We start from the raw sequence: 20726 nt of genomic DNA, 5'->3' as shown, positions 1-20726 counted from the left end.
GGCAATAAGGAGAGCCGCCTGTACATTGATTAATGTGCAGGCGGCTTTACCATTGGAGGTTGTAAAATATTTGCGGAATGTTAAGATGTTGCAAGGAATCGAAACGATACATATCGAATCAACATAGAACCATGGGAAGAGGAGGCTTGCTTTATGGCAATACAAGCGGGGATCATCGGCTACGGCCTGTCCGGGTCGGTGTTTCATGCACCTATCCTGAGAAGCGTGCCGGATTACGAAGTCCACACGGTTGTGTCATCAGATCCGGACAAGGTTCATAAGGATTTGCCTAATACGGTGGTTGTCGATAGCGTGGATGAGCTTTTGTCTACTCCGGATATTGATGTTGTCATCATTACGAGTCCGAATGCAACGCATTACGAATATACCCGGTTAGCTATCGAGGCTGGGAAGCATGTGGTCGTCGAGAAGCCGTTTACCGTAACATCCGTCGAAGCGGACCATTTGATTGATCTTGCCAAACAGAAGGGAGTCCTGCTCACGGTATATCACAACCGCCGCTGGGACAATGACTTTCTGACCGTCCGCAATCTGCTGGAGACGGGGGCGCTCGGCAAGCTTTCCATTTATCAGGCGCAGTTCAGCCGCTACCGTCCGGAGGTGCAATCGGAGCGGTGGAGGGAACAGGGAAATCCCGGGTCCGGCATTCTGTACGATTTAGGTTCGCATCTGCTGGATCAGGCGCTGTTCCTGTTCGGTCTGCCGGATACGTTGTGGGCGGATTTGAGAACGGAGCGCAAAGGGTCCAAAACCCATGATTATTTCCATCTGGTGCTGGGTTACAAAACGTTTCGCGTTATTCTGCATTCCGGTTCGCTGGTCCGGCAAGCCGGCCCGAAATTCGAGCTGCACGGGGATAAGGGAAGCTTCCTGAAGTATGGAACAGACCCTCAGGAAGGCCAGCTGAAGCAGGGGATGCACCCGGGGGATGCGGGCTGGGGCGAAGACCAGCCGGACCAGTACGGGGAGCTTGCTACCGAGCTGAGCGGGCTTGCGGTTCAGGGCGAGATTGAGACGCTGCCAGGCCGCTACCAGGCCTTTTATCAGGGACTAGCCGAAGCGATTCAGAAGGATGGCCCGTTACCCGTCCAGCCTGAAGAAGCCCGCAATGTTATCCGCATGATCGAGTATGCATTGCAGAGCCATCAGAAGGGCCGATTGATCAAGATCACCTGAGGCGCCGCTGAACTCGGTATTAGAGTCCTCGATGTGTCAACACATAGTTTGCTCCGATTTGTGGGATATTAGGTGATGCTACCCTTGGTAGGACTTTCATAAGGGGAGTCGATCCATATCACAACAATGAAGGAGAGAGAACGGATATGAAGCAACATGGTATCCTTCGTCCGGCCCTTATGCTTCTTATGAGCTTGGCGGTGATGCTGTCCATCGCCGGAGCGGCTTTGGCGGGCGGAAGCGGTCCGTTTCATTTTGGGTTCAAAAAAAGCGTCAATGGCCAGCTGCCTTCCATCAACGAGGAGGGTTTTAAGGAGCTCCTGCAAAAATACGATGCGATCTTCATGGGCGATGCCGAACAGAAGGAGCTCTATCTTACGTTTGATAACGGATATGAGAACGGATATACTTCCCGTATCCTGGATACGCTCAAAGAGAAAAAGGTGCCTGCCACCTTTTTCGTGACCGGACACTACGTGAAGACGCAGGAAGATCTGCTGAAGCGGATGACGGCGGAAGGCCATATTATCGGCAACCATTCCTGGAATCATCCGGATGTGACCACGATCTCGGCAGAGAAGCTGACCGAGGAGCTGGAACGGGTGAAGAAGGAGGTTATGCGCATAACCGGTCAGCCGGACATGAAATATTTGCGTACGCCGCGGGGTATTTTCGATGAGCGGTCGCTGGCGACCAGCAAGCAGCTGGGTTACACCAATGTCTTCTGGTCGCTCGCGTATATGGATTGGGACGTAAAGTCCCAGCGCGGTGCGCAGTATGCTTATGATAAGGTAACCGCGCAGCTCCACCCGGGCGCCGTGATCCTGCTTCACTCGATCTCCAAGGACAACACCGAGGCGCTTGGGCGAATCATTGACGAGGCCAAGAACCGGGGGTACGAGTTCAAGAGCTTGGATCAGATGCAGAAGAAAGCCCCATAAGTATATGTTGCATACAGCGTGCAGAACGCCATCTGTCAGGATGCCTTCTGCACGCTTTTTTGTTTCGAATGAATTCGGATGCTTCGCTTTCAGGAACGAATGTTTGGTATAATACCCTTCATAGAACATGAACGAAGGAGACCATCATGCCTCATACTATCCAAATATCCGTCAGGCCGCTGGTGGAATACGTCTTTCGCAGCGGCAGTATTACCTCGGGTTTTCGCACGGCGACATCCCTGACCGAGGGAACCCGGGCGCATCAACAGGTTCAGCGCGACTATGGTGAGAACGATCAGAAGGAAGTTCAGCTTGAAGTCGAGATTCCTTACGAGGATCTTCTGTTTGTCGTGGAAGGTCGCTGCGACGGTCTGATTCATGAGGAAGAGCGGATCATGATTGACGAGATCAAGTCGACCTCCGGCGATTTGGGCGTGATTACGGAGCACACGTACCCCGTTCATTGGGCACAGGCCCAAATGTACGCCTATATGTACGCCAAGCAGCATGAGATTCCGAAGATGGCGGTGAGATTAACCTACTTCCAGGTCCCGAGCGGAGAGCGGAAGCAGTTTGTACAGGAATGGAGCTTCGCTCAGCTGGAATCCTTCGTCTTGGAGGTCGTGGCGGCTTATGCGCCTTATGCCAACCTGCTGCGGGAGCATGGCGAGCGGAGGGACCTGAGCATCCGCGAATTGAAGTTTCCGTTTCCCTCTTACCGCGAGGGGCAGCGAAAGCTCGCCGGGGCCGTTTATAAAAGCATCGGAGAAGGACGAAGATTGTTTGCGAAAGCGCCGACGGGCACAGGGAAAACCATATCCACGCTGTTTCCTTCGGTTAAAGCGATCGGCGAGGGCCTATTATCTCGGATTTTTTATCTGACGGCCAAGACGATCACCCGAACCACCGCGGAGGAAGCCATGGCGCGTATGGAGCGTCAAGGACTCTGCATGCACACGGTCACGCTGACGGCGAAGGATAAGATTTGTTTCCGTGAAGCGGAAGGCTGCAGTCAGATGGGCTGCGCCTTCTCGGAGGGTTACTACGACCGGATTAACGGCGCCATACTGGATCTGCTCTCGAATGAAACGTTGATCACGAGACCCGTTATTGAAGAGTACGCCCGGAAGCATACGGTGTGCCCGTTTGAGTTCTCGCTGGATGCCGCGTATGCAGCAGATGCCGTCATCTGCGATTACAACTATGTATTCGACCCGCGCGTATCCTTCAAGCGAATGCCGGAGGACGTGAAGAAACGCAGCGTGCTGCTCATTGACGAGGCTCACAATCTGGTCGACCGTGCGCGGGGAATGTTCTCGGCCGAGCTGAATAAATCGGCTTTTCTGGAACTGCAACGAGCTTACAAAGAGAGCAATCCCGCGCTTTACAACGCGGCGAAGCGGGTGAACAACCGCTTTAAAGTGCTGCGCAAGGTCAGTGAAGAGGAAGAGCGGATTGTCGGGTCCCAGCAGCCGGAGATGATGGTTGAGCTGCTTGAGGATTTCTCGCTCCAGGCGGAGGCGGAACTGATGACCGGCAAGAGCGGGGATGAGGCCGATGCGCTCCTGGAGTGCTATTTTGCGGTACAGGGGTATCTGCGCATCTCCAAGCTGTATGACGATCGATTTGTCACGTATGCGGAGATGAGTCAGAGCGAGGTGTTTCTCAAGCTGTTTTGTCTGGACCCCTCTTATTTGCTCCAGCAGGCGGGTAAAAACTACCGCTCGAGCGTATTTTTCTCGGCAACACTCATGCCGCTCGGATATTATCGCGACATGCTGGGAGCAGAGGAAGAGGACTACAGCCTCTCGATTCCCTCTCCCTTCTCCTCCGAGCAGTTGGATGTTCGAATTTTGCCGTTATCGACGAGATTCAAGGATCGGGAGCGCAATAGCGAGGCCATCGTCCGGATGCTGAGTGCGCTGGTTCAGGAAAAGCCGGTAAATACCTTGATCTTCCTGCCGTCTTATCCCTACATGCAGGATATTCATGAGGCGTTTGCCAGAATGAATCCGGGAGCGCGTACCTTGCTCCAAGGGCATGGGATGAGCGAAGAGGAGCGGGAGGCATTCCTGAATGCCTTCCAGGCGGATGCGGAAGATCCGCTGATCGGCTTTGCCGTGATGGGCGGTATTTTCTCCGAAGGCATCGATTTGAAGGGAGAACGGCTTTCGAGCGTCGTGGTCATCGGGGTAGGACTGCCGCAGCTATCTTTCGAGAATGATATCATCAAGGATTATTTTGATCGTACCGGCAAGAGGGGATACGATTACGCCTACGTGTACCCCGGCATGAACAAAGTGCTGCAGGCCGGAGGGCGCTTGATCCGATCGGAGCAGGACAGCGGAACGCTGACGCTGGTGGATGACCGCTTTTTGAATCGACAGTACGGGATGCTGCTGCCGGGGGAGTGGAGGCATTACAGGCGCATCTAATTTTTTCATGAGATGTTGACAACTGGAAATTGGGCACCTATAATACGGATATATTAATTTAGCTGAAGGAGGCTGATGTCAGATGGTTATGATGCATAGTGGATGGGTTGCATTGACGTTGGTCTCTTTGGACGGGAAATTCTAATGGTATAGGGGTATAAGGCATGTAGCTATACTTGTCTTTAACTCCATACTGAAAAGAGCCCGCAGGAGACCGTGCTTGGTATCCTGCGGGTTTTTTGTGTCTATGCAAGGGCTTGGTAAGACCTTTATATCGGCTTGGCCGTACGGGGTTTGAGGCCTTCTTCTTGTATATATTCAGATTAGCCGCGGATACAAATCTGCGGTTTTTTGTGTTTGATAACAACCAATTCAATAACGATAGGGGATATAACGAATTTGACTAAAGAAGACACGACCATGCTACAAGCCTATGGATGGAATGAACATTGGAGTTTGATGGCCGGGCAGATCCCGCAGCAGGATAAAGCGCTGGTACCTGCACGCATTACAGCCCAATTCTCGAAGCATTACCGCATTATTACGCAAGAGGGAGAGCAGTCCGCGATTGTTACGGGCAAATACGAATACGAAGCGGCCAGCAAAAGCGATTTTCCCGCTGTTGGCGACTGGGTCATGGTGGAGCCGCTGCAAGGGGAATCCCGTGCCGTCATTCATCAGCTGCTCCCCCGAAAGTCCGCGGTGACGCGCAGGGAAGCGGGAAGCGTCCCGGATGAGCAGATCATTGCCGCAAACATGGATACCGTGTTTATCATTAACGCGCTGAACAAGGATTTTAATGTCCGCCGGATTGAACGCTATCTGATTGCGGTCTGGGAGAGCGGAGCCGCACCCGTCGTGCTGCTTACCAAGGCGGATTTATGTGAATCGCCGGAAGATTATGTCGCGCAGGTAGAGGCTGTTGCACCGGGCGTGCCGGTTCATGCGGTGAGCTCCTTGATGGATCATGGGAAGGAGCAGCTGCAGGCTTATCTGGTGCAGGGGAAGACGGTTGCGATTACAGGTACCTCCGGGGCCGGTAAGTCCACCCTTCTGAACTGGCTGTCAGGCCAGGAGATGCAGCGGGTTCAAGGGATACGCGAAGAGGACGCTAGGGGACGGCACACGACGACGCATCGAGAGCTCTTTGTGCTGCCGGGAGGCGCGATTATGGTGGATACGCCGGGCATGCGGGAGCTGCAGCTGTGGGATTCGGAAGAAGGGTTCGAGGCAACCTTTGCGGACATTGCCACGCTCGCCCAGCAGTGCCGGTTCCATGACTGCCGTCATGAAACGGAGGCCGGCTGTGCGGTCCGGGAAGCACTGCAGGACGGAACGCTGGATGCGAAACGATACGCGAATTATAAGAAGACGGAGCGGGAGCTCGCCCATATCGCCCGTAAAGAGAGGGTCAGCACCCGCCGCCAGAACAAGAGCTCGGGCAAGTCGTCCCGCAAGAGTGATCGAGGCAGCAAAGGGGCATATCAGCAGCTGCTGTACGATGACGAATAATGGATGTTACAAGAGGTCCGGAGTCGATTTGACTTCGGCCTTCTTTCGGGTATATAGTTAGGCAACCAAATAAATTGGCAGACTATCTATTTATTGAAGTGGTTGCAGAAAAGAGGTGGATCATGGCAGAGGATAAACATCCAGATTTACATAATGAGAACAACGGGAAAGAGGAAAAGGAATCGCGAGAAGGACTGTGCATGAAGAGTGGCAGGCGGGAGGACAGCGTTGCCGGCAGGCTCTTGTACAGCATTCGCATGTTCCACAAGCAGGAATGGGATCAGCACCTGATTTCCGGTTATACGCCCGGCGAGATCCGCGTTCTGATGGGACTCAAACATCATATCGAGCCTGATGGTCCTGGCATGAAAGTGTCCGAAATCAGCAGCATGATGAATGTTACGTCACCGACGATCACCCAATTTATAAACGCTCTGGAGAGCAAGGGTCTGGTGGAACGGGTGATGGATGCACAGGATCGACGTGCGGTGCGCGTACAGCTTACAGAGGAAGGGAACCGCGTAGTCCAGGAAACCTATCAGAACGTCAAAAACAACTTTAACGAGCTGGTGGATTTTCTAGGGGAAGAGGACAGCGTCAAACTGACGGAGCTGTTAACGAAGGTGTATCATTTTCACGAGCAAAAACGCAAAACGAACGAAACGACATCTGACAACGAGTAGGGGTGGGGGATTTGTTAAAACTGTTTCACTACATGAAACCGTACCGGACCGCGGTCATTTTTGTCCTGCTGTTCACATTTTTCCAATGTCTGTCTGATCTGTACCTGCCGACCTTGATGGCAGACATCGTGGATTATGGCATCGTTGAGGGAGATGTGCCTTACATTTGGCGTGTGGGCGGCTTTATGCTCCTGGTAGCAGCAGGGGGCATGGTATGCTCTATTGCCGCGAGTTATTTGGCATCCAAATCCGCTACGGGGTTCGGGAAGATTGTTCGGGGACGCGTCTTCTCCCATGTGGAGAACTTCACGCTGCAGGAATTCGACAAGATCGGTACGGCATCCCTGATTACCCGTACAACGAACGATATTACCCAGGTGCAGCAGGTCACGATCATGATCCTTCGCATGATGGCGATAGCGCCGATGATGTGTATCGGGGGCATTGTGATGGCTGTGTCAAGAGACCCGGGACTGACGACGGTGCTTCTGATCGTCCTGCCGATTCTGGCATTGGCTATTTTCCTCATCGCCAAAAAAGGGATCCCGCTCTTCAAAGCGATCCAGGTGAAGATTGATACGCTGAGCCGCGTGCTGCGGGAGAATCTGACCGGAATCCGGGTCATCCGTTCCTTCAACCGGATGGACCATGAAACCGTCCGCTTTAACGACGCGAACGAGGACCTGACGGCCACTTCGATCAAAGTCAATAAAATCATGGGGGCGATGATGCCCGTCATGATGCTGGTCATGAACTTTGCCACCTTGGCGATTGTCTGGTTCGGGGGTCTGCGGATCGACAGCGGGCATATGAAGGTCGGCGACCTTATGGCATTTCTCCAATACGCGATGATGATCATGTTCTCGCTCATCATGTTATCCGTCATGTTTGTCATGATTCCTCGTGCACAGGCATCGGCGGTTCGGATCAATGAGGTATTGAACATGATGCCGGAGATCCATGATCCGAAGCAACCGGCTGATTCCGGCGTGGAGCACGGCTCGATTGAATTTCAGGATGTAACCTTCTATTATCCGGGTGCGGAGGAACCCGCCATATCCGATATTTCCTTCCATGCCGGGCCGGGGGAAGTCACGGCGATCATCGGCGGAACCGGCTCTGGTAAATCGACGCTGATCAGCTTGATCCCGCGTTTCTATGACGTGACGTCGGGGCGGATACTCGTCAACGGTACGGATATCCGGGACATGATGCAGGAGGACCTGCGGGGCCGGATTGGATTCGTGCCGCAGAAGGCGCTGCTCTTCACCGGTACCATTGCGGAGAATATCCGCTACGGTAAAGAGGAAGCAACGGACGAGGAGATCCGGCATGCCGCGAAGGTTGCTCAGGCCGCCGATTTCATCTCCTCCATGGAGGGCGGATACGATGCCGAGATTTCGCAAGGCGGCAGCAACGTATCGGGAGGTCAGAAGCAGCGGCTCTCGATTGCAAGGGCGCTGGTTCGACGGCCCGAGATTTATGTGTTTGACGACAGCTTCTCGGCGCTGGATTTCAAGACGGATGCCAATCTTCGGGCAGCGCTCCGCGAGGAAACGACGGAAGCTACCGTTCTGATTGTCGCTCAGCGGGTAAGCACCGTCATGGACGCTGATCGGATTATCGTGCTGGATGAGGGACGCATTGCCGGCATCGGCACGCACGAGGAGCTCATGGCTACCAGCGATGTGTACCGCGAAATCGTTACCTCGCAGCTGTCAGAGGAGGAGATCGCATGAGTGAGAAGAAACGAGGAGGACATCCCCGGGGACCTGGCGGTCCCTTTGGCGGCCCGCACGGGCCCGGAATGGCAGGGGAGAAAGCCAGGGATTTCAAAGGCACTTTTCGCCGGTTAACGCGATATCTCAAACCGCATACCGGCAAGCTATTGATCGTTTTGATTGCAGCCATTCTCAGTACGATATTCAGCATCGTGAGCCCGAAAATATTAGGGGATGCAACCACGATCCTGTTCAAGGGCTTCATGGCCAAAATGCAAGGCGTGCCGGGTGCCGGGATCGACTTTGACGCTATTCGGACGATCATGCTCTGGCTTGCAGGCTTATATCTCTTAAGCTCTCTATTTGCATACATCCAGCAATATGTTATGGCTGGTGTGGCCCAGCGGACCGTGTATGATTTGCGTAAGGATGTTTACAACAAGCTCGGCCGTTTGCCGCTGAAATATTTTGACGCTCGGACGCATGGGGAAACGCTGAGCCGGGTGACCAATGATATGGACAATATCAGCAGCACGCTGCAGCAGAGCTTGACGCAGATGATTACCTCCGTTGTCACGCTGGTCGGCGTCATCGTCATGATGCTCACGATCAGTCCACTGCTGACGTTGGTGGTTATTCTGACCTTGCCGCTTAGCGTGGTGGTCACCATTGTAGTTGCCAAGCGCTCGCAGAAGCATTTTGTGGCTCAGCAGAAGCATTTGGGTGAGCTGAACGGACATGTAGAAGAAATGTACACGGGTCATAAGGTCGTGAAGGCCTTTGGCCGGGAACGACAATCCATGGAGCAATTTGATGAGGTCAACGACAAGCTCTATGATGCCGGGTGGAGAGCCCAGTTTATATCGGGTACCATCATGCCGCTGATGGGTTTTGTCGGAAATATCGGTTATGTGATCGTCAGTGTCGTCGGCGGCGTGCTCGTTACCCGCAGAGCGATTGAGATTGGGGATATTCAGGCATTCATCCAGTATTCACGCCAATTCACGCAGCCGATTACCCAGCTTGCCAATATCGCGAATGTCATTCAATCCACCGTCGCATCGGCAGAGCGCGTATTTGAAGTGCTGGATGAGGAAGAAGAAGTTTCAGAGCATACAGCTCCGGCAGCGCTCAAGAAGCCGCTTGGCGATGTGTCTTTCGAGAACGTGAGCTTCGGCTATAAAGCGGACCAGCTTCTGATCGAGGATATGAATGTGGACGTGAAGCACGGGCAGACGATCGCCATCGTCGGACCGACCGGTGCCGGGAAAACCACGCTCATTAATCTGCTGATGCGGTTCTATGAGCTGAATAAGGGCAAGATTACGATAGACGGCACGGATATTACCGCTCTTCGGCGCGGCGAACTCCGCAGCCTGTTCGGGATGGTGCTGCAGGATACATGGCTTTTTAACGGGACTATCCGGGATAATATCGGATATGGACGCGAAGGCGCCACAGAACAAGAGATCATCCGAGCGGCGGAAGCGGCTCACGCGGATCATTTCATCCGGACGCTGCCGGACGGCTACGACACCGTTCTGAACGAGGAGGCCTCCAACATATCGCAGGGGCAGAAGCAGCTTCTTACGATTGCACGTGCCATTCTGGCAAATCCATCGATTCTGATCCTCGACGAGGCAACCAGCAGCGTGGATACCCGAACGGAGCTCTATATCCAGAAAGCGATGAATGAGCTGATGAAGGACCGCACCAGCTTTGTCATCGCGCATCGACTGTCCACGATCCGGGATGCGGACCTGATTCTGGTCATGAACAAGGGCAGCATTATCGAGCAGGGAACCCATGAAGAGCTGCTGTCTCACGGCGGCTTCTATGCGGACCTGTATAACAGTCAATTCAGTGACCAGCATGAGGCTGGATAGCTAGGCAAGAAATGTTATAATAAGAGACCCATCCGCGTGCGGAGTGGGTCTTTTTTTGGGGTTATTAATGATAGGTTTCAGTAGGTTGAGAGCAAGCTGGCAGGCATATTTGTTATTGCATTTTCATATGGTTCTTTTATAATGATGTTTATGTTTATATCTTTAAAGGGAGCCATGATCATTATTGAATAAGTCCGAACTGAACCGAATTACGCAAGAGCTTCTACGTCGGTCGGGCAGCAGTGTCACCGTGGAGATGGAGGCGTATTTTCCAGGGGGCCGGTTAATCGGCGGGAAATATGTCATGAATTCGCACAGCGTGACGATGTATACCGAAGTCATACGCCAGCAGTGCCTGCAGCTGTTTGGCACACTTGAGCTGTTTTCTGCCTATTTTGCGGTGGTATTTGCGCATGAGCTGGGCCATTCGATGGACCTGACGCTGACAGAACTCTGCGACCGGATGGATCGAACGGTGGATGAATGGGAGCAGAAGCAGATCGCGCTTCAAATCGAGGAAAATGCTTGGAATAACGCCATGCCCTGGCTTCAGGATATGGATCCGGATTTCATACGGATCATCGTGGACTGTTCGCTCGAGGCATACCGCGAGGAACCGGCACCAGAAATCGCTTAGGCCTGCATAGGTAATCCAGGTCCAGGTCATAACATAACACAGGCACCCGTCAGGGTGCCTTTTTGCAATTGTAAGAAACTATAAACTTCAGTGATGTACTACCTGAAGTTTGGTTGGATTTGGGACACTTCTGGTATGTAGTCCCATGATATAAAAAAGAAGTGAAGCTCGCATGGGCTTCACTTCTTTTAGATAAGGGGTCATTGAGGGATCGCGGCGTCCGCTCAGCTCTCCGGGTCCAGCTGCTTCAACGGCTCAATGGCCGGCCCTTCAAGCACCTCGCCGTTATAGCGATAGCGTGATCCGTGACATGGGCAATCCCATGAGCGTTCGCCCTCGTTCCATTCCACCTCGCAGCCGAGATGGGTACAAGTCGTATCCACGAGATGGAGGTTCCCCTGATCATCCTTGTAAGCCCCGGCGCGCTGACCGTTATGGCGGACGACGGCGCCTTCGCCGGCCTTAAGCTCGGTTATATCGCCGTGGGATAACTCCACCTTGCCGGCCACAAAATCCTTCGCAACCAAGGCATTCTGGACGACGAATGTTTTGATGCTCGGATCCGCTTTGAAGCGGGACGGGCTGTACACCTCGGAGTAACGGTTCTCTTTCTCCAAAATTTGATCGCTAATGATCTTTGCGGCTAGCGTGCCGGTCGTCATTCCCCATTTCCGGAAGCCTGTCGCAACAAAGATCCGGTCTTGATTGGACGTGATCGGCCCGATATAAGGCATATTGTCCAGTGTGATCAGGTCCTGAGTCGACCAGCGATACGGAATGGCAGAAGCGCCCAGCAGCTTTCCTGCAAATAGCTCCAGATTTTCGTAATGCTGATGGGTACAGATGCTGCGGCCCGTCGGGTGATTCTCGCCTCCGACGATAACCAGCTCCTCACCGTCATAAGAAGCTGACCGCAAGGAACGGGTTGGCCGATCTACGCTTACATACATCCCTCCCGGATAGGCGGTTTCGGGTTTGACAGCAATGGCGTAGGAGCGTTCCACGTGCAGCCGGGTGAAGAACAATCCTTTCTCGTCAACGAACGGAAAATGAGATGCCGACACGGCGTGATGGCAAGTGATCCGATGTCCGCCCCGTTTGGTCAGCAGCGTAATCGGTCCATCGGTTTCGGCCTTTTCATCCATGGTCGTGTTCTCATAGATCCGACCTCCGAGTTTCAGAAATTGTTCGGTCAAATGCTTAAGATATTGCAGAGGATGGAATTGATACTGCCCGGGCATCTTAATGGCTCCCCGAATTTGCATAGGCAGAGGAAGACTGTCCTGCCACTCTCCCGGAATGCCGAGCTTCTCATAAGCTTTGATTTCATCCTCGAGCTTTGTGAGATACTTGTCCTCCTGTTGAGCGTAAATATAGGCATCCTCCAGCTTCAGCCCGAATTTCCCTTCGTCTCCGCCAATAATATCCCTAATGAATTCGATCGCTTCGCGATTTCCTTCGTAGTAGAGCCTTGTCTTCTCCTCTCCAAAATGATTCATAAATTCATGATAGATCAGCCCATGCTGTGCCGTTACCTTCGCGGTTGTAAAACCTGTTGTTCCGTTCAGAATGCGGCCTGCATCGACGACAACCACATCTTTACCTGCCTTTGCCAGCAGATAGGCTGTGGTGATCCCGGTAATGCCGGCTCCGACGATGGCCACATCCGCTTCGATATCTTCGGCCAAGCGTGGAAAGTCGGGCAGTTCGGTGGTCGCTCTCCAGAGCGACACCGGGTATTGCGGCAGTCCTTGGTACGATGAATTGGATGGGTTCATTCACGATTCCTCCTCAGTTTCTAGGGGTCTTGCCCTTAAACTCAGACTCTGTCTTCATTATTACCACATGGGAATGATTAGAAACGAGCTGATTTCGATTCGCTGTTTTCTTGCGTTTTCTGGATGATTGTAAATAATTTGGGACATTTGTGCAGAACCTAAGGAAACGAGCGAGAGATTCGGAATTTAGTGAAATGAGGGTGGTACCGGATGACCAGCGAACCATATTTAAAGGCGGAGGATGCCAAGAAGTGTCTGCAAGAACATCTACGCAATATCGCAGATATCGAGCAGCGCGAGCTGAAGAATGAAGGGGAGCATACGTTATTGATTTATCTAAAGAGCATGTGCGATCCCATCATGGTTAACGAAAATTTGATTAACCGTTTTTATGAGCTGAAATCCTTGGATCTATATGACCAATTCCTCCGGTCCTTTCCCTCAACCGTGGAGCCGAAAGATGAACAGGAGTTGCTCCGGAATATACTAAGGGGCTGCGTTGCCGTATTTCTCCGGGACAGTGTGCTCCTGTTTGACGCCGTATTGGTTAATGCAGGCGCCATTCAGCCTGCCAGTACGGAGAATGTCATTCAGGGTCCCGATGATTCGTTTACGGAAAATATCGAGGTGAACCTGAACCTGATTCGCCACCGTTACCAAACCGCGAATTTAAAGACGGAATTCATGACCGTCGGCAAACTATCGCAGACCCGAATCATCATTATGTACGATGCCTGCAAAGTGGAGGAGACGGTATTACAGGAGCTTAAAAAGCGATTGTCCGAGCTCAAAGCGGATATTGTGCAATCGGCGTCCGAAATCGAGAGACATACGATGCATCCTAAATTTCGTTTGTATCCGACACTTATGCTAACCGAACGACCTGACCGGGCCGTACTGAATATCTCCCAAGGAAAGATTGCAGTATTGATGGATTCAACGGGGTATGCGCTTTTGCTGCCGGCCATATTCAACGATTTCTTCACGGCGATGGATGACAAAATACAGCTTCCCCCGATCGGCTGGTTTCTCAAGGGAATCCGGTATATCGCCTTGTTTGTCACCGTGCTGATGCCAAGCCTTTATGTGGCCTTCACCTCCTATAATCCGGAGATATTGAGGATGCAGGTTACGCTGCTTATTGCCGGAAGCCGGGCTACGGTGCCGTATCCGTCCTTCTTTGAAGTGATTTTCATGCTGCTGGCGATGGAATTTCTGACGGAGGCGAGTGTTCGGCTGCCCAAAGCGATCGGTCAGACCGCTACGACGGTAGGGGGTCTCATTCTGGGAACCGCAGCTACGGAGGCGGGATTGGTTAGTAACATCATGATCATCCTGGTTTCCGCCGTAGCGATAACAAATTTTGTGATCCCGATAACGATGATGAGCTCAGGCATCCGTGTCACGAAGTATTTGTTCATTGTACTGGCCACCTTATTCGGCTTAGTCGGTATCGTTTTGGGGATGGTGGCCATGATCATGTACCTTACGAGCCTCAGGTCCTTCGGTAAACCATACTTGAAGATGTTTGCTGTGGACTGGAACAAGAAAGGAGATCAGCGAAGTGGTTAGAAATAAATATTTTTATTACCTCTTCCTGCTCAATGCAACCATCAACCTGATTAATTATGTCCCTCGCATCTTGATAACGGATCGCTTTGACGGTGCGCTGATGTCGATTCTCGTGTCCATTCCAATTGGCACCTTGCTGTTGTTTACTTTCGTGAAGCTGATTCAGAAATTTCCGGGACAAGGGCTGCCGGAGATTTTCCACTCGGTTATGTCCAAGTGGATTTCCGGCATTCTGCTTTTTTTATACGGAATCGCGTGGTTTTTCTCCAGCGTGATTACCTTGGTCAGTTTCGTTGATATTACCTCTCGCTACATCAGCCCGGATGTGTCTCCCTACATTGTTCTGGTGGGATTTCTGGTGGTGGTTGGACTTAGCGCGAGGCTGGATTCCGAGTCCATTATTTATGCCCTGGAGATGATTCTGTACATCTGTGTGCCTATCATCGCCTACATGTCATGGCGTATCTTCAGCAATCCCTATTTCAGCTGGGATTCCGTAAGGCAAATTATAACCTATGCATGGAATATGCCCAATTATGAAACGGTGGCGGCGGCAACTTTTATTTTTACGGGTTACGTGAACATGGTGGTATTCAATCGGATATTTCACCGATTCAGAGTACGCCATGTTTGGGCGATTGTGGTGGTCAGTATGCTTACCCTCCTGGTTTCGATCTTTGCACCCATTGGCATATTGGGGGCTGCGGGCGCCGGAGGACACGTATATCCTGCCTTCTCGACGGTGGACTCGCTTCGGATTCGTTATTTCATCATTGAACGGATGATTTACGTCTTTTACGTGGTGTATATGTGCCTCTCCCTCGTGAATTCCATCATCCACTGGCATGTGGGTAAGGATCTGATTCTGGGAAGCTTCGGATTAAAGGTCGATAAGGGTGAAGCGATGACAATAAGGAGGAAAATCGAATGGTGGGTGATTCTCCTCTTTTCCCTGATTACCTTCGGCACGTCGCTTATCGTGAATCAATACATATTAAATGATATGGCGATTATCTTTCTGGATGTTCGGTTCGCAGGGGAATTCCTGCTCATTGCCCTATTATTTTATGCGGTATGGAGGAAAAGGAGGAAAAAGGCATGAAAGACCTGAAACGATGGCTGGTCTGGCTCATGTGCTGCTCTTTTTTGTTTCTGTCGGGATGTGATTTTAGAGATATCGATCTCAGGCTTTTTGTTGTGTCCATTGGCATTGATGTCTCGAAGGAAAATCCCGACATGAACCGATTCAGCTTCAAAATCGCGATTCCTTCGGGAGATCCGAAGACCGGGGATAAGAAGTCATTGCTTATTACGCAGGAAGCGACAAGCATCGCTGAAGCGATCAGGGAGGTTAAATCCAAAGTAGATAAGGAGCTAGACTTCGGACATTGCAAGGGAGTCATGTATGGCGAAGCATATGCCCGGGAAAACATCGGCAAAATTCAAGATTGGACCGTTCGGAGGCGAGATATGCAGCTGCTGATGTATCCAGGGGTTGCTGTTCCTACAGCGGAAGCGGTATTAAAGGCTGAACCCCCAACCGAGCGGATCGCCGGAAACGCGATATTTCTGGCGCTCAGTGAGGATGGGACGGAATCCCCGTTCATTACCAAGACATACTCCTTCGATCTGACCCGCCGAATGATGGAGGAAGGAGAAGATCCGGTCATGCCCGTCGTGGAAACGACCGACGACCAAGTTCTGAATATCAACAAGGTTGCTTTGATGGATAAGAGCAAGGTGAAGGTGATTCTGAATCAGGAGGAAACCAGGCTGTATAACCTGCTCGATCTCCGGAACCTAAGCACCAATTTCGGGACGAGGGTTGAGGGCCAATTGCTTGAAGTGAATACGGACAGGACCCGGGCCAGATATAAGATCACAACGGATAAAGCAGGGGAAGAAACCATTGACTACAAGATTCGAATAACGGCGATTTTGGAGGAGAAGGAGGATCCCGAACAACTGGATCCAAAGGATCTGCGTAAGATCGAAGAGCAATTTAGCAAGGAAATATCCCAATCGATAAAAAAACTGCTGGAGAAGATTCAAAAAACAGGCCTGGACCCTCTGGGTTTCGGCCTCCGATATGAAGGGACGCACTGGAACAATCAGACGGAGATGGAGGAATGGCGTGCCATGTACCCCCATATCAAGTTTAATGTATCGGTCAGGTTAAGGATAAAGTCCACCGGTTATAAACGTTAGACAAGGCATAACTGTCTATCGTACAGGAAGATGTTACAATAAAGAATAAGCATCTATCTTGTATAAAGGAGGTTTCACATATGGAATTTAGAAGATTGGGCGGAAGCGGACTGAAAGTTAGCGATATCAGTCTCGGGAGCTGGCTGACGTACGGGGGATATGTGGAACGGGAGAATGCCGTGAAGTCGATTCAGACCGCATATGGACTCGGGGTTAATTTTTTCGATACGGCGAATGTGTATGCGCAAGGGGCGGCTGAGGTGGTTGTCGGGGAAACCTTGAGAGCTTTCCCACGGGAATCCTATGTCCTGGCCACGAAGGTATTCGGCAAGATGGGGGACGGACCCAATGATCAGGGACTTTCCCGCAAACATATCAGAGAGCAGTGCGATGCGAGTCTGAAGCGGCTGGGCACCGATTACGTCGACATCTATTACTGCCATCGATATCATGAAGAAACACCGCTGGAAGAAACGCTGCGGGCGCTGGATGACCTTGTCCGCCAAGGTAAGGTGCTCTATATAGGCGTCAGTATGTGGACCGCTGCGCAGATGGAAGCGGCTTTGGCCGTTGCGGACCGCTATTTGCTGGATCGCATCGTGGTGAATCAGCCGCTGTATAACATGTTCGAGCGCAAGATCGAGGAGGAGATCATTCCTTTAGGCGAGAAGAAGGGCATTGGACAAGTGGTCTATTCTCCTCTAGCTCAAGGGCTTCTGACTGGCAAGTACGCCTCCAAGCAAGCCGTGCCGGAGAACAGCCGCGCATCGAAGATTGGAGCCGACCGGCTCAAAATGAGTGATGACCGCATCGAGAAGGTTCAGGCTCTGGGTCTCATTGCAAGCGAGCTGGGTATGACCGTCGGCCAACTGGCCTTGGCCTGGATTTTGCGTCAGAGCAACGTAGCCAGTGCGCTGGTGGGCGCAAGCCGTCCGGAGCAGGTGGAAGAGAACGTGAAGGCCTCCGGCATGAAGCTGTCTTCGGATACGCTGACTGCCATTGATGAAATACTGAAGGCGGATTCGAATTAAATAAGAATCAAATCATTGATTTCAGGGGCGGAGCATACGCGGTTGCGCCCGCTGTCCTTGGCGCGGTACAGCTCGCGGTCCGCTTGCTGAAGCAGCTCCTTGGCATTTTTCGACCGAATCGTATCGGGGTGAACAGCAACTCCAATCGACACGGTGATCCGAATCCTGGTTCCGTCATCCAGGACAAAGATATGGTCCGCTACGGCGGCCCGGATTCGTTCCGCAATAGCGGCCGTCTCGTCGATGGTCGCTTCCGGAACCAGCACCGAGAATTCTTCCCCGCCGTTGCGGGACACTTCGTCAAATGAACGGGAATGCTCCCTCATCACTTTGCTGAGCTGCTGTAAAACGGCATCTCCGGCCGCATGGCCGTAGGTGTCGTTTATTTTTTTGAAGTGATCAATGTCCACAACAAGAACACCCAGCCGTTCGCTGAAATGCTGGGCTTCGAGAAAACGTTCCGACAACAGCTGCTCGAACTGGCGCAAATTGTGAAGATTGGTCAGGTAATCCGTTTCCGCATTTTTCTTCAACTGCAGAAATAGTTGATTGGACGTGTGGATATACTCGGTCAGCATGTAGATGACCACCGTGGCGAGCATGGATATGATAAGGTGCTGCGTGAAGACGGTATATACCTTGTGGTGGTCCGGGATATTCATCCACATAATACATAGGAGCACCAGCATGCTCGAGATGCTCATGAGCAGCATTTTGCTTAAACGCCCCCAATGAGTGCGAGAAAGCGTCCCGCAGATGATGCCAATTAGCAGCATGCCGGCTCCCGCAATGGCTGAGGAAGCGGACATGCCGAACAGGATCAGCCGCCCGAGTGCAATCAGCAAGCCGGCAATTAGGGACGGAAGCCAGCCCAGGTAGCTGGCGATCACGACAATGGCCAGATGCCGCAAATCCGCAAAAAACCGGGGGTCAATCGGGAAAGAATAATACATCAAGATGCTTCCGTAAATGCCAAACAGGAGTCCGGCGTTGACCTTAACATTGATGGACGGTGTCACTACGCCCGTTACATATTTCTTGGACAACAGTCCGGATAAGTATAAAAAAGTCACAAATATGCAAAAGTTGGTAAATAATATATTAGTCATGGGGGATCATTCCTTTCATGTACCTTGCACAAGGACGGCAAGGCGATGAAGACATTCACCCCCTATTTTATCGGAAAATGGAATTGTATGTCGAATATTAAATGCTTAATTTTGTTAATTTTGAGGAGCTTCTAAAGGCAGGAGAACTTCAAACATCGTCCGTTCCGTATTACTGGTCACCTGAATCGTGCCGTGATGGGCATCCACGATGGTTTTGACGATAGCCAAGCCAAGACCGGAGCCGCCGGTTTGATCGGTACGCGATTCATCCGCCCGGTAGAACCGCTCGAACAGATAGGGGATTGCATATGGGGGGATCGGGGGGCCGTAATTGATTACCTGTACGACGGCAAACTTCGCATCGCTTGATACCTTCAAATCCACCACCCCGGCCTCCCGCCCGTGCCGTACCGCATTGGACAGCAGATTCTCAAAGGTACGCATCAGCTTATCCCCGTCCGAGGAGATTATGATTTTCTCCGTTTCAGGCGTGAAGATGACTTGTACTCCTTCCTGCTGCCCGGTTAGTGAAAAGTCCACGGCCAATTGTGCGAGCAGCTCCACCAAATTAATGTCAACCCGGTTTATCGGGGAGTAACCCATCCGGGTGTATTCAAACAAATCGTTCACGAGTCCGCCCAGGCGCAGCGACTTATCGTACGCGATATCGGTATAATACCGGAGCTCGACCTCATCCTTGTAATGGTCTTCATTGACCAGCCGCAAGTACCCGATGATGGAGGTGAGGGGGGTGCGTAGATCATGCGATACGTTGCTGATCAGCTCGTTCTTGGACTGGACCGCCATCCGCTCCTCTGCCAGCGACAGCTTCAGCTGCTTGGCCATTTGATTGATTTGCGTTGCCATCTGGCCCAGTTCGTCATTCGAGCTGACGATAATCTCTTGATCCAATTCGCCCTTCGCCAAACGCTTTGTTCCCTCCATTAAGTGATTGATTTGACGAATGGTGCCCTGGCTCAGGAGCAAAACCATGCAGATAAATAGCACGATGCCGATGATCGTCGGGATGATGGGAAAACCGAAGAAATCCTCCAGAATACGATCAACTCTGAATAGGGTGTTTACCCAGGGCTCCTTCCAGTATTCCCGGCCGATCAATCGGATGATCTGCTGCGCGATGAACAGTATGGACAGGGTGAGCGCTCCGCCGACAAAAAACAGCGTGATGATCTTCCATTGCAGCTTACGCATGGATTTTGTACCCGACGCCCCATACCGTTTGAATGAGCTTATAACCCAGCTCCTTCTCGAGCTTGTCCCGCAGGTTGCTGATGTGCACCATGACCGTATTATTGGAGACGTAATATTTCTCCTTCCAGACCTGCTGGAAAATATCCTCGGCGCTGAAGATTCTCCCCGGTTGGCGGGCAAGCAAATACAGAATCTCGAATTCTCTTGCCGTCAGAGAGATCGCTTTGCCATTGGCCGTTACTTCATGCGTTGTCCGGTTAATGTCGAGCCCGTCGATCTGGATCCGATCGCTGTCCTCCCGGAGCAGTTCGGCATTGTACAGGGTGGAGCGCCGCAGCAGTGTTTTGACGCGAGTCGTCAGCTCCAGCGGATTGAACGGTTTGATCATATAGTCATCCGCGCCGGTCATCAGCCCCAGGATTTTATCCATGTCTTCACTCTTGGCGCTCAGCATCAGGATGGGTATGGACGAGGTTTCCCGGATTCTGCGGCAGGTGTCAATCCCGTTCAGTTTTGGCATCATGACATCGAGAATCACGAGATCCACCGTACCACCGTGCGTGGCCATCGCCAGCAGTGCTTCCTCCCCGTCATGGGCTTGGATTACGCGGTAACCCTCATTCTCCAGATAAATGGAGATCAGCCCGGATATTTCTTTATCGTCATCTACGATTAATACGCTTCTCATTGTGATATCCTCCAGTAAATCATCCATTGGAACGATGATTCCATACGAACAGTGTACCCTAAATCAATGGCATAAAGTGCAGGTTTGCCTTCAAGTATAGCGAGTTTTTGTACAAT

General features: G+C 51.9%; 16 protein-coding genes. 12 read left to right on the top strand and 4 right to left on the bottom strand.

Going from position 1 to position 20726, the window contains the following annotated elements:
• Window positions 1-153: 153 nt before the first annotated feature.
• The 8 genes from DP091_RS18240 (at window position 154) to DP091_RS18205 (ending at window position 11012) form a co-directional block, all read left to right on the top strand.
• Window positions 154-1197: an oxidoreductase gene (locus tag DP091_RS18240; protein ID WP_113059627.1), complete on the top strand. Its 1044-nt coding sequence runs from the start codon at window positions 154-156 to the stop codon at window positions 1195-1197.
• 146 nt (window positions 1198-1343) lie between these two features.
• Window positions 1344-2138: a delta-lactam-biosynthetic de-N-acetylase gene (gene pdaA / locus DP091_RS18235; RefSeq protein WP_113059626.1), complete on the top strand. Its 795-nt coding sequence runs from the start codon at window positions 1344-1346 to the stop codon at window positions 2136-2138.
• 146 nt (window positions 2139-2284) lie between these two features.
• On the top strand, window positions 2285-4573 hold the full coding sequence (locus DP091_RS18230; RefSeq protein WP_113059625.1) for an ATP-dependent DNA helicase: 2289 nt from the start codon (window positions 2285-2287) through the stop codon (window positions 4571-4573).
• 399 nt (window positions 4574-4972) lie between these two features.
• Window positions 4973-6085 carry a ribosome small subunit-dependent GTPase A gene (gene rsgA, locus DP091_RS18225; protein WP_113059624.1) on the top strand — a complete coding sequence of 371 codons (1113 nt, stop codon included), beginning with the start codon at window positions 4973-4975 and terminating at the stop codon, window positions 6083-6085.
• A 122-nt stretch (window positions 6086-6207) separates the two neighbouring features.
• Window positions 6208-6768: a MarR family winged helix-turn-helix transcriptional regulator gene (locus DP091_RS18220; RefSeq protein WP_113059623.1), complete on the top strand. Its 561-nt coding sequence runs from the start codon at window positions 6208-6210 to the stop codon at window positions 6766-6768.
• Between the two features lie 11 nt (window positions 6769-6779).
• Window positions 6780-8507, top strand: a complete 1728-nt coding sequence (locus DP091_RS18215) for an ABC transporter ATP-binding protein (RefSeq protein ID WP_113059622.1) — start codon at window positions 6780-6782, stop codon at window positions 8505-8507.
• Window positions 8504-10375, top strand: coding sequence for an ABC transporter ATP-binding protein (locus tag DP091_RS18210; protein WP_113059621.1), 1872 nt, complete (start codon window positions 8504-8506; stop codon window positions 10373-10375). Before DP091_RS18215 ends, DP091_RS18210 begins: the two co-directional genes overlap by 4 nt.
• Window positions 10376-10559: 184 nt before the next feature.
• Window positions 10560-11012, top strand: coding sequence for a hypothetical protein (locus tag DP091_RS18205; protein ID WP_113059620.1), 453 nt, complete (start codon window positions 10560-10562; stop codon window positions 11010-11012).
• A gap of 224 nt (window positions 11013-11236) precedes the next feature.
• Here DP091_RS18205 and DP091_RS18200 read toward each other — a convergent pair whose 3' ends face one another.
• Window positions 11237-12790 (bottom strand): FAD-dependent oxidoreductase, encoded by a 1554-nt coding sequence (locus DP091_RS18200; protein ID WP_113059619.1) that lies wholly within the window; start codon window positions 12788-12790, stop codon window positions 11237-11239.
• 210 nt (window positions 12791-13000) lie between these two features.
• On the opposite strand from DP091_RS18200, the gene DP091_RS18195 reads away from it, so the two are divergent.
• The 4 genes from DP091_RS18195 (at window position 13001) to DP091_RS18180 (ending at window position 17601) form a co-directional block, all read left to right on the top strand.
• Window positions 13001-14362, top strand: coding sequence for a spore germination protein (locus DP091_RS18195; RefSeq protein ID WP_113059618.1), 1362 nt, complete (start codon window positions 13001-13003; stop codon window positions 14360-14362).
• Entirely contained in the window at window positions 14355-15464 is a 1110-nt protein-coding gene (locus DP091_RS18190) for a GerAB/ArcD/ProY family transporter (RefSeq protein WP_113059617.1), read from the top strand. The genes DP091_RS18195 and DP091_RS18190 overlap by 8 nt, the downstream gene beginning before the upstream one ends.
• On the top strand, window positions 15461-16570 hold the full coding sequence (locus DP091_RS18185) for a Ger(x)C family spore germination protein (protein WP_113059616.1): 1110 nt from the start codon (window positions 15461-15463) through the stop codon (window positions 16568-16570). The genes DP091_RS18190 and DP091_RS18185 overlap by 4 nt, the downstream gene beginning before the upstream one ends.
• Before the next feature lie 80 nt (window positions 16571-16650).
• Window positions 16651-17601 (top strand): aldo/keto reductase family protein, encoded by a 951-nt coding sequence (locus DP091_RS18180; protein ID WP_113059615.1) that lies wholly within the window; start codon window positions 16651-16653, stop codon window positions 17599-17601.
• On the opposite strand, the gene DP091_RS18175 is transcribed toward DP091_RS18180, so the two are convergent.
• The 3 genes from DP091_RS18175 to DP091_RS18165 all read right to left on the bottom strand — a co-directional run bounded on the left by DP091_RS18175 (window position 17598) and on the right by DP091_RS18165 (window position 20610).
• Window positions 17598-18710 carry a GGDEF domain-containing protein gene (locus DP091_RS18175; protein ID WP_113059614.1) on the bottom strand — a complete coding sequence of 371 codons (1113 nt, stop codon included), beginning with the start codon at window positions 18708-18710 and terminating at the stop codon, window positions 17598-17600. The genes DP091_RS18180 and DP091_RS18175 overlap by 4 nt on opposite strands.
• 114 nt (window positions 18711-18824) lie before the next feature.
• On the bottom strand, window positions 18825-19922 hold the full coding sequence (locus DP091_RS18170) for a sensor histidine kinase (RefSeq protein WP_113059613.1): 1098 nt from the start codon (window positions 19920-19922) through the stop codon (window positions 18825-18827).
• Complete coding sequence (locus DP091_RS18165) at window positions 19915-20610, bottom strand: response regulator transcription factor (protein WP_071218812.1); 696 nt, start codon at window positions 20608-20610, stop codon at window positions 19915-19917. The genes DP091_RS18170 and DP091_RS18165 overlap by 8 nt, the downstream gene beginning before the upstream one ends.
• Between the last annotated feature and the right edge of the window lie 116 nt (window positions 20611-20726).

The sequence above is a fragment of the Paenibacillus sp. MDMC362 genome (assembly GCF_003269305.1).
Lineage (GTDB): Bacteria > Bacillota > Bacilli > Paenibacillales > Paenibacillaceae > Paenibacillus_AQ.
This window is presented reverse-complemented; position numbering and strand designations above follow the sequence as displayed.